The organism is Vibrio sp. QJM3NY_15 (genome assembly GCF_057785995.1).
This window is the reverse complement of record NZ_CM173518.1, coordinates 1,099,310-1,114,187: the sequence shown is the minus strand read 5'-3', so window position 1 is coordinate 1,114,187 and position 14,878 is coordinate 1,099,310. Positions and strand designations below refer to the sequence as shown.

Sequence of the window (14,878 nt, the reverse complement as noted above, 5' to 3'; positions counted from 1 at the left end):
AACCATGACTGACACTAAGCAAAATACCCGAATTAGCCAGTTCCGCTTCGGTCAGCCGAAGGAGTCTCTCAAGCTAGAACATGTCACTCTAGGGACACTAGATAAGGATAAGGTTCGAGTAAGAGTTGAGGCGACCAACATCAATCCTAGTGATCTGTTGTCGATTTATGGTGTTGGGCAGTACAAGCACAGCCACCAGCCGCCGAGAGTTCCGGGATTTGAAGCGGTCGGAAGAGTTGTAGAGTCCAGCAATGTTGAGTTTGCAGTGAACCAGCGCGTGCTTGTGGCAACCAGTGGAACATGGCAGACCTATGTCGATGTATCACCAGATGACCTGTTCCAAATTCCTCAGCATCTAGAAAATGGCTACGCCTGCCAGTTGTACATTAATGCGCTAACCGCATGGGTGTTGACGACAGAAGTAGCTAAGCTGACCCAAGAAGATGTGTTGATCATCAACGCAGGCTGCTCAGCCATCGGTAAGATATTATCCCAGTTATCAGCATCACTCGGCTTCAAAATCATTGTCGTTACATCACAGCCGAAACGATACCCAACTGCTATAACCTGGGTATTAGATGCAAACGACGATTTAGTTTCTCAAATTAAGGCGTTAGGCTTGCCTATGCCAACCGTTGCCTTTGATGCGATTGGCGGTTCACCCGGAACCGATCTTATTCACACCCTTGGCAACAATGGGCGCTTTATCAACTATGGGACGCTGTCGCTGGATTTTTACGAGCCACGCTTCTTTGAGTACGCGAAAAGCCAAGACATCGATTTCAGTACCTTCTTTTTACGTTATTGGGAAGAGGCTGAAGGCAAAGATGTTCGCCGTGATACGTTCACAAGCATGCTAGATCACCTCATCACAAACGACATTCAGCTCGACGTCGACCGCTACCTACCATTCGATGAAGTGCAAACCGCGATTGATCTCATTGAATCGAAAACCACACGATTAGATGGCAAGATCATATTGCTTCCACAGTAAGTAAAAGTTGGACGATATACCTTGTTTATCTCAACAGGCAAGATGTTCAACAGCCTACAAACGTGCTTGTTAATACACCATCGCTTAGAAAGTTTGATTCAGAAAATCAGAAGGCTGCGAAAAGTTGTGGTGGCTTTCCTGTAACTTAAATTGTTGCGAGATGGTCATGAGTCACATTTATTTGAAACATCAATAAGTTACATCACTATAAATATGACACTGATCACCCATAAGGTCACATCGATTCTATATGGTAGCGTCATACTTAAAACCACGATGTGAACATACTTATGAAAAGACACATACTATCAAGCGCCATTCTACTCTCTCTAGCCTCTCCAACTTTTGCAGCTGATGGCGACATACACGATGTCACGATACTGGGTACTTCAGATATCCACGGTCATTTTATGGCGTGGGATTACGCGGCAGATAAACTCAACACTCGTGGTAGTTTGAGTCAAATCGCGACCAAGGTTGGTGAGATCCGCAAAGAGCAATCTAACATTATCCTTGTCGATGCTGGCGACACCATCCAAGGCAACTTCGTTGAAACCTTCAAAGACGAGCCCGTTGATCCAATGATGCTTGGCTTTAATCACATGAAATACGATGTATGGGTTTTGGGTAACCACGAATTTGACTTTGGCCTTAAAACACTCAACAGAGCCGTTACGCAATTTAAAGGGCAGTCTCTCGGTGGCAACATCAAGAACAAAAACGGAAACCCATTCTTGCCTGGTTACACCATCCTAGAACGCGGTGGCATTAAGATCGGTGTCATAGGAATGGATACCCCGATGACGGAGGTCTTTGCGCAAGGTACCAACCGTTTAGAAGGCGTCACATTCACTAACCCAACCTTGGAAGTGAAGAAAATCGTCAAAGAAATTGATGATAAAGTGGATGCCATCGTATTGGTTGCCCATATGGGGATTGAGAACGAGAATGACATTGTTGACACTGGTGTCACCGACATTGCCAATGCAAACCCAGAGCTTGATGCCATCGTCGCTGGCCACATGCACACTCGCATCGACAAGGCCATTGTGAATGGCGTTATCATTACTGAACCCGACAAATATGGCCGTGCCCTATCTCGTATCGATCTTCAATTTGAAGAGCGCGATGACACATTCACTCTCGTTAACAAAGACAGTTTCACCTATAAAATTAAAGGTATAGATTCTGACGAGAATATGGACGAGCTATACCAGCCTTATCATAAACAACTCCGAGAAATGGCGAATAGACCAGTCGCTCAGCTTACCGGCGTTGATTTAGTCCCTGAAAATGAAATCCGCGGTATCCCTCAAGTCCACGTTCAAGACACAGGCATCAGTGCGCTATACCAAGAAGCGAGCTTCTTCTATGCACCCAAAGCCAATGTCATCGCACTTCAAATAGACAACGACAATGCAGAGCTCGATGTTGGCCCAATCAAAGCCAAAGACATCGCGTACAACTACCAATACGCAGGTGGCGAAATCACTGTCTACCAGATGACAGGCAAAGAACTGAGAACCTACATGGAATGGTCCGCGGGCTACTTCAACTCAGTACAACCTGGCGATGTAACCTACAGTTTTAATCCCGAGCGCAGAGCATCAAAATACTCGACCAATGACTTCTTCGCGGGCGTAACTTATACCATCGACCTCACTCAGCCTGCAGGTACACGCATCACCAACCTCGCGTTTGCAGATGGCACACCGGTTACTGATCAAACAGAAATCCGTATTGGTATGAATAGCTATCGAATGGGTCATCTAACCAAGAAAGGCGGCGTGCTAGAAGGTGAATCATTCCCTGTACTCTTTGATACGGAAGCAGAGTATGGAGAAGAAGCAGGCACGATCCGTAACATGACCATCAAGTATCTTAAAGAAGAAAAGAACGGTCAGTATGAAGGTAAACCTCAACAACGTTGGGCTCTTTCTGGTTTAGAGAGTCGTTACAATGAACAGCGTGAGATCGTAAAGTCATTGATTAATGACGAAACCATATCAATCCCAACCAGTAACGATGGCCGCTACACAAACATCGCTTCTATCAACGTAAAAGAACTGATGTTCAAATCTGACGAAGCCAAACAAACAGCCATAACCACACGCGAAAAGAAACTGGCGCAGGCAACTGAGCAAGAGAGTAAGCAAATCAAACGCGAAATCACTCTGATTGAAGCGCTCAATTAATCCCTGACCTCAACCAATAACGACTTAACGACGCTTAGAGCGTGGTTAGGTCGTTGTCGTTCCCGTCCTGCAACATCATATCTGTACTGAGTAAAACGGGTGATATTGGATGAATGAGCCGCAAAGACTGACTCATAGTTGGACAGAAATGAGTTAGGTCAGTTGCTTTAAAACGCTTCTCTCAGATTAGGAAAAGTATGTTGAACCCTTAAACGATAATTACCTACATGAGAAGATAGTTGTTCTCTTAAATTAGATACTCAAAGGCGGTGTAATGTGGGATAACAATAGCGTCAGAAGTTACTATTGACGCCATGATCTCTTGTTAGGCTACGATACCCTCATAAGCTTTAGAAGCCATTACAGGAATAAATTCAGTGATTGAATAAGTTACAGCTCCACTTGTAACGAATGGGTCTGAGTCTAAAACTTGTTCAAGCTCACTCTCGTTCGCATGTTGTGAAATAAGTATGCCCCCAGTTCTAGGTACTTTTCTTCCGCCAAACACTAGCTTGTTTGATTTATATTCTTGTTCAAGATAATTCTTATGCTTATTAGTTAGTTCCGGAGTTATTTTTGCCATGTCAATAAAAGTCATATCTACTAGATACATATAATTCTCGCTTTTCATATAGATTAATATAAAATTGCTACTCATTTCGTAGCGGACTATATCGCTACTTTTTTAGAAGCGCAACATTTATGACAACACCATTACCTAAAAAATTAGTAAGAGGCTCGAATTCGGGTGTAGCAATCATGGCTGTATTCGATCTGTTAGGCCGAAAGTGGAATATGAGGATCATGTGGGAACTTAACTCCGATCCTTTAAGTTTTAGAGGATTACAAGAACGATGTGACGGTATGTCTCCTTCTGTTTTAAACACTAGGATTAAGCAATTGACTGAAGCTGAATTGATTTTTACAACATCAGAAGGCTATAAACTAACAGAATTAGGATTGTCCTTAATGAAGACACTTAACCCTTTGAGAGATTGGGCTGCTGAGTGGGAAGATAAAATATCAAAGTAGCCTAGCGCCTACTTAAACCGTGAGTAGGCCTATGCCATGTTTGAGTGTTAGCGAGTTGAGCACGCATTTGCGAATCAGACTTAAAGCATTTGTTATGTACAATTTTCCATACTCAAACCACATTCAAACTTAATAAACTGTATATACAGTAGAAAGAAACTAAAGATGGTAGGCAAGTTGTTGGACGAAATCCGACGATAAATTCAAAAGCCTCATTAGCGACTCAAAACTCTCACTAACATCTGTATTCATCCGTACACTGATCTATTTCCCTCTTATCGAAGTACAAGTTATTAATAATTCGATATAAATCGCTCTAATATTTGAAATTGTTGTCTACAGTTTTATAGAGCTTGTCGCTTTGGTAATTGCCACAAGTAACGACACCTTTTGATGGTTAGTTTTGGTTATGAGGAAAGGTAATGGAAAGCCTAATTGTCACACTCACACATGCCAGCAAAAGCTTTGTTGATGGTAAAGATACCCATCACGTGCTGGAAAATGTCGACTTCGCTTTGGCGACAGGGGCAAGCGTGGCTTTGACAGGGGCGAGTGGCAGCGGAAAAAGTACTCTGCTGAATATCATTGCGGGGTTTGAACCTCTATCCGGTGGCGAATTATCTGGTGGAGAATTGTGGCTCGATGGCGAGAACACATCAAATTGGAAAGATCCACAATGGAGCCGTTTCCGCCATCAAAAACTGGGCGTTATCTTTCAACAGTTCAACTTATTGACCCCACTCAACGTAAAACAGAACATCGCCTTCCCTCTCCATTTAAATCAACAAAAATGGGGCGACTGGTGCGATTACTTAGTGGAAGCGTTAGGCATCAGTGAATTGCTCGATAGGCATGTATCTGCACTCTCTGGCGGTCAACAACAACGAGTCGCAATAGCGCGTGCGCTAGCCCATAAACCCAAACTATTGCTTGCCGACGAGCCCACTGGCAACCTAGATCACAAAGCTGGCATTGAGGTAATGAAGCTGCTGAGTGAGATCACCACGCAAGGTAACACTGCCGTGCTTTTGGTTACGCACAGCCCGGAATGTGCCAGTTTTATGCAAACACAATTGGTATTAGATGATGGTGCTTTAAAGAACGCTGATCTAAAACTGAATCAGCACCAATCTTGTGAGCAATCCAATGAAGCAAGTTAAGTTCGCTCAAACTTGGCTTCCACACACCAAGCTCACCTTGAATCTATTCGCGGCACACTATCGTCAATCGCCACTACAAGCCGCAGCGATTCTGATCGGCATCGTGCTAGCAGTCACTTTGTTTGTCGCGGTGCAAGCGATCAACCTCAATGCCAAGCGCAGTTATGCAGAATCTACCGAACAACTTAGCGCCCAAGCGCAGAACCTGATCATTCCACCAGCAGGGCAAAACTATTTGCCGGAAGCGCTCTATTTCAAGCTAAGACAGAATGGATTAAGCGCAGCACTGCCTGTGATTGAAGGGAGAGTAAGGGACGAACAAGGCCGTCGTTGGTCGGTACAAGGCAGTGAGTTGATCGCAGCTCTCACCTCAAGATCTCGCTATTCTAACGACAAGCTAGCCGAAAACGCTAGAACCTCAGAAGACAGTCAAAACATATCCCTGTTCGACAGCGCCTTACCGCTTCCTCAACTGTTAGCTGGCAAGCCCATCGTGATGATGAGCCAGTCACAACACCAGAATTTGGGAGAAGTAGACACGCTCACTTTGGATGAAGTGCTCACCCAAGTAGCAGTGCTACCAGATAAATGGCAATTGGGTAGCCGAATGTTGATGGATATTGGATTCGCTCAGCAACTGCTTAACAAGCAAGGACAACTGAGCTATATCGCTATTTTTGACACTAAGAGCGACACTAACAGCAATACTCAGGATAAGTGGCGAAGCCTTATCGGCAAACAGGGGCAATGGATTTCCAACAACCAAAGCACGGATCTCGGTTCAATTACCGACAGCTTTCACCTCAATCTTACCGCTATGAGCTTACTGGCTTTTTTGGTTGGTCTGTTCATCGCTTACAACGGTGTGAAGTACAGTTTGCTCAAGCGTAATCGGCTGTTGGTACAAATTCAACAAGCTGGAGTTGCGCCAAGCATCGTGTTTTCTGCTCTGCTAATCGAGCTCACGGTTTTAGTCACACTAGGCGCATCACTTGGTTTCATTCTCGGCATTCAACTCAGCCATTGGCTGCATCCAACCGTCGCGATAACGCTTGAGCAACTTTATGGTGCAACACTGCTTCCCGGCACATGGCAATGGCAATGGCTAGTGCAGGCTTTATTACTCACGTTAGCGGCTACGTTAGTTGCATGTTGGCAACACTTTAAGCAGCGTATTCGACAACCACTCTCTTCCCATGGTGGTTTTTACCAAGCGCCAGAGGCTTCAAACGAAAACCAGTTGTTTACTATCGGTTTGGTGCTGACGGTTATCGCGTTAGCGGGGTTATGGCTCAGCGAACATCATCGCTTCACCATGGCCTGGCTTGGAATGTTAGTGGTGTCGATTCCTTTATATCTACCCAAAACGCTCAGCGTGTTAGCAAATTGGAGCGAACAGCGCAGCAAGTCAGGGTTAATACAATATCTTTTTGCTGAACTGAGAGAGCTAATATCTCCCCTATCCCTTGCCATGATGGCGCTGCTTCTAGCGGTTACCGCTAACATGGGAATGAATACCTTAGTCGGCAGCTTTGAATCCACGTTAAAGCAATGGCTTGAACAGCGCTTACATGCCGATATTTACGTTAGCCCTGCCCAAGGTGAAATCGCCAATGTGGAGCGTGCGTTAGAACAGTTTGAGAACGTTGAAACCGTCTATAAGCAATACTACGTCGATGATAACTTGCAGGGATTACCCACTTTGCTCGGCACCAAAGACAAAGACACACTTGAGCAAACCATGGTGTTCCAATCCCACCTTGATAACTTTTGGACGCGCTTTTACAAAGGTGACTTAGTGGCAATCAGCGAACCTACGGCGGTGAAGCTCGGCCTGTCCCTTGGAAGTCAACTCAAGCTCGACGCGATCCAAGACAAAACACTCATCGTCGGGGCGATTTTCCACGATTACGGCTCACCGAATGGTGAAGTGTTGCTTGCACCTAATTTATGGCTCGAAAGCGGATTTACTGACTTACCCACCAGCTTGGGAATCAAAGTATCTGGGGACCCACAAGTGGTGTACGAACACCTGCGCCAGCAACTGAACCTGCACCCAAGTCAGCTTTACGATCAAGCGCAGATCAAATCGATCGCTTTAGATATCTTCTCACAAACTTTTGCCATCACTCGGGCGCTTAATGGCGTCACATTAATGGTGGCGGTGATTGGGTTGTTCTGCGCCTGTTTCATGTTGCTCGATGCACGCAAAGCCGCCATTGCAAGGCTGTATGCGCTCGGTGTTAGTAAGAAAAAATTGATGGCGATGGTGATCGGGCAAATTGTCGTGTTGGTTACTTTTACTCTGGTTATCGCCTTACCACTCGGCGCTATGGTCGGTTATGTGTTGACGGACATCGTTACCCTGCGCGCCTTTGGTTGGAGCTTAAATTACGTGTGGAATTGGAGTGATGCACTCAGCATCGCAGTCATCACCATTTTAGTCGCTGTGATAGCGACCTTGATTCCGCTGTGGCGTTTGGTCAGTAAACCCGTGGTATCCAGTTTACAGAGTGAGGTGTTGTGATGAATCGACCAATGAGAGTTTTCGTTCTCACACTTGGCATCTTGCTCCTTTTAAGGTGTGAGGAGTCCACACAACAAACCGCTCAAAATATGGGTTCGATACTCGGCACTGGAACACAAGCCGATAATGAAACACAAAAAGAGACGGAGCAATTCACACCAGTAGTAAAAGGTGTCGACATCACCTTCCCTGCCGACCATCAAGCACACCTTAATTTTCGTCATGAATGGTGGTACTTAACCGCAAACTTAATTGATGAAGAAGGCAATACGTTGGGCGTGCAGTGGACACAATTCCGCTTCGCGGCTGCACCACAGGACAGTGGCAATGGTACTAAGAAAACCACGTGGCAAAGCCAGCAGATTTACATGGCGCACAGTGCTGTCACCACTAAAGACAAACACTACGCTGATGAGAAGTGGTCACGTGACCAAGCTGAACTGGCAGGTGTAAGCGCTTCGCCATTTCGTGTCTATCTCGATGATTGGCAATGGAACTCATCAAGCAATGATCTATTCCCCGCAACCTTGAACGCTAATTCCGATCAGTTTGGCTACTCGCTTAAGTTAACCAGTAACGCGCCTTATCAAAAGCAAGGCGAGCAAGGCTACAGCACCAAAAGTGGCGATGGCAAAGTGGCTTCCTATTACTACAGCCAACCATTCATCGATGTATCAGGCGAAGTAACCATTGATGGCATCACGCATCAGGTGTCTGGTAAAGGTTGGATAGACCGAGAATGGAGCTCGCAGTTCTTACTCGACTCACAACAAGGCTGGGATTGGTTTGCGCTAAGGCTGAGTGATGAAACCAGTTTGGTGGTATTTCAGCTTCGCAACTCAACATCAGGCAAAGCCAGTTATTCTGACGCAAGGTTGATGAATCAAGATGGATCCGGCATCGCGATTAAGCAACAAGACATCAGCTTAACCGCCATCAGGCAAATTGAAATCGATGGGCGTGACTACCCAACAGAGTGGCAAGTTTCGATTCCCACTCAACAAATCGAACTGACCGTCTCGGCACTCAATCCAGAAGCAAAAATGCCGCTGTCAGTGCCCTATTGGGAAGGGCCAATCGTTATTAAAGGTTCTCATTCTGGGTCTGGCTATATGGAGTTGACGGGATATTAAGCAGACCGGCACGAACACTTTCTTAATACCGTACTATGCGCCTATTCAAGTTTTACCATTTACTCCTATGTTAGAGTTCCATTTTTACGTTGAAGTAACTTATGGACCACAATCACTTCCAAGGTAAATACGAAGTTGAGCTAAAGTATCGGATTGACTCGAAATCGGACTTCCTCGAAGTCTTACGGTTAATTCCTCACGAAGTTTTGCTCGAAGATAATGTTGAATGTGACTGGTATTTTGATTTATCAGATAAAGCCTTGCATGCCGAGAACAAAAGCGTGTGCATTCGAACAATGGAACCTTCAGGTATCAAGCTGTGGATAGTCAAAGGCCCCGAATCAGACCGATGTGAAGCGACAAACATTACTGACGCCTCGAAAGCTCGGAGCATGTTGGAAACTATGGGATTTGAAGTGGTACTAAAAGCGGAGAAAACGCGGAGTATCTACTTTGTTGGAGATTTTCATATTACCGTCGATTCCTTGCCGGGTATCGGTGATTTTGCCGAATTCGCAATAATGACTGATGATGAATCAACGTTATCAGCCTACAAAGTAGAGTTGGAAGTTTTGGCTAATAAATTTGGCTTAGCATCCACAGCCTTGCAAACGAAATCGTACAAGCAAATGTTCGTGGAAAAAGGTGCATAACAGAAGCTATAGCGTCGATAGCTAATTTTTCAGCTTCATACCGCAGACAATGTACATAAATAGCCTTAAAGACCAAGACCGATTCACATCAAAAAAGCCATCACGAAGATGGCTTTTTAATACGAATTACAGAGGCGTACCTACTGCTTAGCGCTGTTCAGACGACAAAGCGACCAATCAACCATTACATCGGCTGCCATAAATATCATTTACCCAACTTGGGTTATCAATGAACGGGTTACGGTTACCTTGCCACTGCACGGCTTTTTCATGGCGGTTACGCTCCCAATTGTCTACTGGATCGGCGTTATGCCATTGGAGTAATGTGCATAGCTTTCCAACCTTAGGCTTGCCTGACGTACTCGAAACATCATCAACCAGATACAAATCAGGCATGTTTGCGTTGTTACCTTCATAACGTACGGCCATGTAGAAAATCGAACGAGCAGTATCACCCTTTACGGCATCTCTAGGTTCAAAGCTGTCGTAATCGGTTTTGTTCAACGGAGACTTTCTCAATGGCGAACCACCAAAATCAAAGTCTTTGTTTGAGCGGATAGAGTTAATCTCTGCGTCGGTGGGTTGCAGGTGATGAATGTCTGTATAGCCCCACTGATCTTTACGCTTAAAACCAAAAGATTTAGGCCAAAGGTGCTCACGGTTCCATGCATTTTTATCGTTATTTCCCGACGACGTAAAATCTTTAGATTGTGAACGGCCGCTGTAATACAGAATCACGTTGTTCGAGTTATTCGGGTCTTCGTTAGTATCTTTTAATGCCGACCATACCTGGGTATACGATAATTGCTTTTGCCCACGAGCAGCAATGACACCGAGCATGTCTTTTAACGCATTTCCGTTGATTCCTTCAGCTTCAAGGTAGTAGCCGTCAGGGTATGTAATATCTGCAAGCGCAACTGGACTAAGAGCTGTAGAAATTAGGAAAAGGCTTAGATTTAAACGCATTTTCATTGTTTTAGTATCCTTATTATTGTTTTAATCACTCATCATTGATGAGTGCCCTAAGACTCTACAAAACACAATTTATATGCAATCGTTTTATTTATAAAAAGGGAAGTCTAGCGCCTTATTATTGAAGGGATCAATATCCAGTTCTTGATAAGTAATAACTCGCAATGGATTCTAGGTACTTTAGTTTGGCAAGACTTAACATTTTTGCCGTGACAGACACCCGTTTCCAAACCGATGCCTCTCCCTATACTAATTACAACAAACGATTCTTATATTGCTCTGGCGTTTGGCCTGAATATTTCTTGAACATACTAATGAAGGGGCTGGCTTGGTTGTAACCTAATGTGAGTGCGACTTCTTTAACCGACTGCCCATTTCTTAATAGATCCATTGAGTACAGGTAGCGAACTCGTAGTCGCCATTCCGTGAAGCTCATACCTAATTCACTTTGGCAATGACGCGACAAAGTACGCTCGGTTGCGTGCACTTTCTCTGCCCAATCCTTTAGCGAGATATCGTCTGTTGGGTTCTCTTCTATTGCTGCAAGAATTGGGGCAAGATACTTGTTATCAGTTGAAGGTAAGAAGTGATGCTCGACTTGACGCTCTGCAAGTTGATCAAGTAACACCCGAACAAGCCTTTGATCTTGTTCGCTTTGCGCAACGTTGATATCGCGTTGGCGAAAGTCATCGATAATCGAAGACACGATTGGGGTGATCTTAATGAGGCTGGTTTTCTCAGGCAGATGCTGAGTTAACTCATGAGCAATGTTCAGTGAGCAGTAATCCAGTGGCTTACGGTTGTAGCTGCAGTGCATGACCCCAGCTGGTACCCAAATAGCGAGATGTGGCGGCGCGAGAAAGCGTATGCCTTCTGCTTCCATTTCAAGAATCCCACCGCTGATCAACTGAACCTGCCCCCAAGGGTGGCTATGTATACGAGTTTCGGTGTTCGATAAGAAAGCTTCGAAATTCATAAATACGTTGGATGGTGCCTTATCAATTGATAAGGACGGGTGAAGGTTTCTTGAGTGTTTTTTCAAACTTGTCTTCCTATCGCGTCTGATGTCTTTTTAAAGATATCTGTAAGTATAACGACCTGTCAAACTAGCCGCATCAAGTCATTTGCGACGGAATTCACATGTATTATCTATTACCATTTTTCACAGTCTGTATCTGGGGTGCAAATGCGATCGTCAACAAGCTAGCAGCGAGCACGATAGAACCAAGTGCGATGAGTTTTTACCGTTGGTTTATTGCGATGTTAATTTTGACGCCTTTCTGCATCCGGTCTGTGATTAAACAGTGGCCAATCATTAAACCGAACTTGTCTAAATTAGCTTTCCTTGGTTTTTTGGGCATGGTGCTAAACCAATCTTTGGGTTATTACGCAGGCCTAACCACTTCCGCTTCTAACATGGCATTAATTACGTCTTTGGTTCCACTCATCAGTGTGTTCCTTAGTGTGCCTTTGTTGAACAAGTCTATTTCTAGCCTGAGTATTGTAGGCGGTGTTTTGTCTCTGGCTGGGTTGGCGTTAATGCTCGGTAAAGGCGACCCTCTGTTCTTCATCCATCAAAACCTTACCCAAGGCGATGGTTATATGTTAATCGCGGCCTGTGTCTACGCTTCTTACTGCGTGTTACTCAAACGCTGGAAAATGCCAATTAGTAGTTGGGTCGTGATTTATATTCAAGGGTTATTTGCTGTCGCGATGCTGACTCCTCTTTGGTTAACGAGCGAACAACTATTACCATCACAGCAAGCTATTCCTTTGATCGCTTATGCCGCGGTTGCTGCTTCTATTTTGGCGCCTTGGATGTGGGTGAAAGCGATTGACACCATTGGTGCAGATTCAAGTGCGATGTTTATGAACTTGATGCCCGTTATCGCGATTGTATTAGCCTCCACTTGGCTAGGCGAAGAGATTAATCAGTTCCATATTATTGGTGGTGTGATGGTTATTTCGGGTGTCATTCTTGCTCAAATCAAAAGAAAACCAAGGCTTGAGGTTGCTCTACCTCAGCAAAGCTAGCTTTTCTTAGATTAGACGAACGAAAATTCGCGAATCAACCTCTCCTTATAATGCCTGCTCCCTCAGCAGGCATTGTTGTTTTCCTGTTTTGTTCAACTGTGCTGTTCACACCGTTTTCAAATTCCTTTAATGCGTACTGACTGTTGTTGCAACCTTGAGCTGACTCATGTTTAATGTATTGAGTACTGTTTAAGTTGTAAAAGGAATTACAATGACTCAACCAAGGATCCCAGTGATCATATCGTCACTGCTTGCTCTATCCTCTGCCTCAAGCTTTGCTGCCACAGTTCCTACTGATACACCATTAGCTAAAGAACAACATTTTGTGCGTGGCAATGGCGCAGAGCCCAACACTCTCGATCCAAACTTTGTTAATTCTGGTATGCCCGGTGACATTATCGTCAATGATATGTTTGAAGGCTTTGTGATCGAGAACAGCGATGGGCAGATCATCCCAGGACAAGCTAAAGAATGGTCGTTCAGCAAAGACGGCAAAACCGTCACGTTTATGTTGAAAGAAGGTCTTCAATGGTCAAACGGCGAGCCAGTGACAGCATCAGACTTTGTCTTTGGCTGGCAACGTGCCGTGTCACCTAAAACGGGTAACAATACAGGTTTTGTTTTCTCGACGGCGAATATCGTTAACGCCAGTGAGATTCTTGAAGGAGATAAAGACCCGTCGGAACTCGGCATTAAAGCATTGGATGAACACACGGTTGAAATTGCGCTTTCAAAGCCTACGCCCTACTTCATGAGTTTAATGAGCATCAAAACCTTCTTCCCTCTGCCTACTAAGTTGGTTGAAGAGAAAGGCGACCAGTGGACTCGCGCAGAGAACATTGCAACCAACGGCGCTTATACTCTGAGTAAATGGGTCCCTAACGAATACGTAGAAGTGACCAGAAACCCGAATTACTGGGATAACGCTTCAACCGTCATCAATAAGGTTACTTACCTTGGTTTATCATCTCAAAATGCTGAACTGATTCGTTATCAATCCGGTGAGATTGATATGACGAACCGCGTGCAACTTGAGTATTACCAAAAGCTTGTCAAAGAAAGCCCTGAACAGATTAAAGCACAGGCTTTGTTAGGGTCATATGTTTATTCGTTCAATACGCGTCAAGTTCCGTTTGATGATGTAAGAGTTCGACAAGCATTAAGCATGGCAGTAAACCGAGAGATTTTAGTCGATAAAGTGACGGGACAAGGAGAGCCTGAAGCCTACAGCGTGACGCCTAATAACATCCCGAACTACACGGCTCCTAAGTCTTTATTCGAAGCGCTAGATAGCTCAAAACGTCAAGCCAAGGCCAAACAGCTATTAGAAGAGGCTGGCTATAACCAAGAGAATCCTCTTAAATTTACACTCACGTACAACACCAGTGAAAATCACAAAAAGATCGCCATCGCAATTGCATCAATGTGGAAGCCACTTGGCGTGAAGGTAAAGCTAGAGAACATGGAGTGGAAAGCGTATGTCGCCGCTAAAGGAGCGGGAGATTATCAGCTTGCTCGTTCTTGGGCCTTTGGGGACTATCCAGAGCCTTCAGCTCTGTTAGAAGCCTTCACTTGTGGGCACACGGCCAATGAGAGTGGTTACTGTAACTCTGATTATGATGAGCTCTTACAGCAAGCGAGTAAAACGGAAGATCAATCTAAACGTTTCGCTCTATATCAGCATGCTGAATCGCTTCTGAACGAATCTGCAGCAGTTATGCCTTTATACCACTACAATCACACTCGATTAGTGCGAAATACACTTAAAGGCTTCCCGAACAATAATCCGAAAGGAAATATCTACGCAAAGGATCTATACTTTGTTCAAGAGTAAAAATGAGCTAAATAACAAAAGATTTTACTACCACTTTAGTGGTAAAAACACTAGAATCATTTTAACTAAACCAGATTAACAGCGGTTAGTTGGCAAACATAAAAAGGTACCGACATGAGTACCTAACGGCTTGAAAACACCTAGCACTGCGCTAGGTGTTTTTTTTTGCTATCAACCTTTCTAGCTCGCTGATCAAACTTTCTAATTGCTTGATCAATAATTTCTAACCAAGTGTTCAATATTGCTTCATCCGTGTTTGCCACTTGCCCCAACCGCCTTTAAACATCAATATTCACCCGTTGATCACTTGTTTGAAAAAATAGTCTCGATCGTGAGATTATCCA

General features: G+C 44.5%; 12 protein-coding genes. 9 read left to right on the top strand and 3 right to left on the bottom strand.

All coding sequences use genetic code 11. The features are described 5' to 3' along the window. Window positions 1-4 precede the first annotated feature (4 nt). Together AC3CKG_RS21305 and AC3CKG_RS21300 are read left to right on the top strand one after the other, a co-directional pair. Window positions 5-994: a zinc-dependent alcohol dehydrogenase family protein gene (locus AC3CKG_RS21305; protein WP_488529304.1), complete on the top strand. Its 990-nt coding sequence runs from the start codon at window positions 5-7 to the stop codon at window positions 992-994. Window positions 995-1,284: 290 nt separating this feature from the next. Beyond that, window positions 1,285-3,189, top strand: coding sequence for a bifunctional metallophosphatase/5'-nucleotidase (locus tag AC3CKG_RS21300; protein ID WP_488529303.1), 1,905 nt, complete (start codon window positions 1,285-1,287; stop codon window positions 3,187-3,189). Window positions 3,190-3,514: 325 nt separating this feature from the next. On the opposite strand, the gene AC3CKG_RS21295 is transcribed toward AC3CKG_RS21300, so the two are convergent. Next, on the bottom strand, window positions 3,515-3,802 hold the full coding sequence (locus tag AC3CKG_RS21295; protein ID WP_102560636.1) for a YciI family protein: 288 nt from the start codon (window positions 3,800-3,802) through the stop codon (window positions 3,515-3,517). Window positions 3,803-3,891: 89 nt separating this feature from the next. Here AC3CKG_RS21295 and AC3CKG_RS21290 point away from each other — a divergent pair, with 89 nt between their 5' ends. From AC3CKG_RS21290 to cyaB, 5 genes are all read left to right on the top strand, one after another. Beyond that, a complete protein-coding gene (locus AC3CKG_RS21290; RefSeq protein WP_102560424.1) occupies window positions 3,892-4,221 on the top strand; it encodes a winged helix-turn-helix transcriptional regulator in 330 nt (109 codons plus the stop codon). Between the two features lie 422 nt (window positions 4,222-4,643). Continuing rightward, on the top strand, window positions 4,644-5,381 hold the full coding sequence (locus AC3CKG_RS21285; protein ID WP_488529302.1) for an ABC transporter ATP-binding protein: 738 nt from the start codon (window positions 4,644-4,646) through the stop codon (window positions 5,379-5,381). After that, window positions 5,368-7,908 carry an ABC transporter permease gene (locus AC3CKG_RS21280; RefSeq protein ID WP_488529301.1) on the top strand — a complete coding sequence of 847 codons (2,541 nt, stop codon included), beginning with the start codon at window positions 5,368-5,370 and terminating at the stop codon, window positions 7,906-7,908. Before AC3CKG_RS21285 ends, AC3CKG_RS21280 begins: the two co-directional genes overlap by 14 nt. Beyond that, window positions 7,908-9,041 carry a lipocalin-like domain-containing protein gene (locus tag AC3CKG_RS21275; protein WP_488529300.1) on the top strand — a complete coding sequence of 378 codons (1,134 nt, stop codon included), beginning with the start codon at window positions 7,908-7,910 and terminating at the stop codon, window positions 9,039-9,041. The genes AC3CKG_RS21280 and AC3CKG_RS21275 overlap by 1 nt, the downstream gene beginning before the upstream one ends. Window positions 9,042-9,142: 101 nt before the next feature. Next, window positions 9,143-9,694, top strand: a complete 552-nt coding sequence (gene cyaB, locus AC3CKG_RS21270) for a class IV adenylate cyclase (protein ID WP_488529299.1) — start codon at window positions 9,143-9,145, stop codon at window positions 9,692-9,694. Window positions 9,695-9,871: 177 nt separating this feature from the next. Here the strand turns inward: cyaB and AC3CKG_RS21265 are convergent, their stop codons facing one another. After that, window positions 9,872-10,666 carry an endonuclease I family protein gene (locus AC3CKG_RS21265; protein WP_488529298.1) on the bottom strand — a complete coding sequence of 265 codons (795 nt, stop codon included), beginning with the start codon at window positions 10,664-10,666 and terminating at the stop codon, window positions 9,872-9,874. A gap of 253 nt (window positions 10,667-10,919) precedes the next feature. Continuing rightward, window positions 10,920-11,708, bottom strand: coding sequence for an AraC family transcriptional regulator (locus AC3CKG_RS21260; protein WP_017104902.1), 789 nt, complete (start codon window positions 11,706-11,708; stop codon window positions 10,920-10,922). A 98-nt stretch (window positions 11,709-11,806) separates the two neighbouring features. Here AC3CKG_RS21260 and AC3CKG_RS21255 point away from each other — a divergent pair, with 98 nt between their 5' ends. Beyond that, window positions 11,807-12,700: a DMT family transporter gene (locus AC3CKG_RS21255; RefSeq protein WP_428780803.1), complete on the top strand. Its 894-nt coding sequence runs from the start codon at window positions 11,807-11,809 to the stop codon at window positions 12,698-12,700. A gap of 211 nt (window positions 12,701-12,911) precedes the next feature. Beyond that, window positions 12,912-14,534 (top strand): peptide ABC transporter substrate-binding protein, encoded by a 1,623-nt coding sequence (locus AC3CKG_RS21250; protein WP_488529297.1) that lies wholly within the window; start codon window positions 12,912-12,914, stop codon window positions 14,532-14,534. Window positions 14,535-14,878 lie beyond the last annotated feature (344 nt).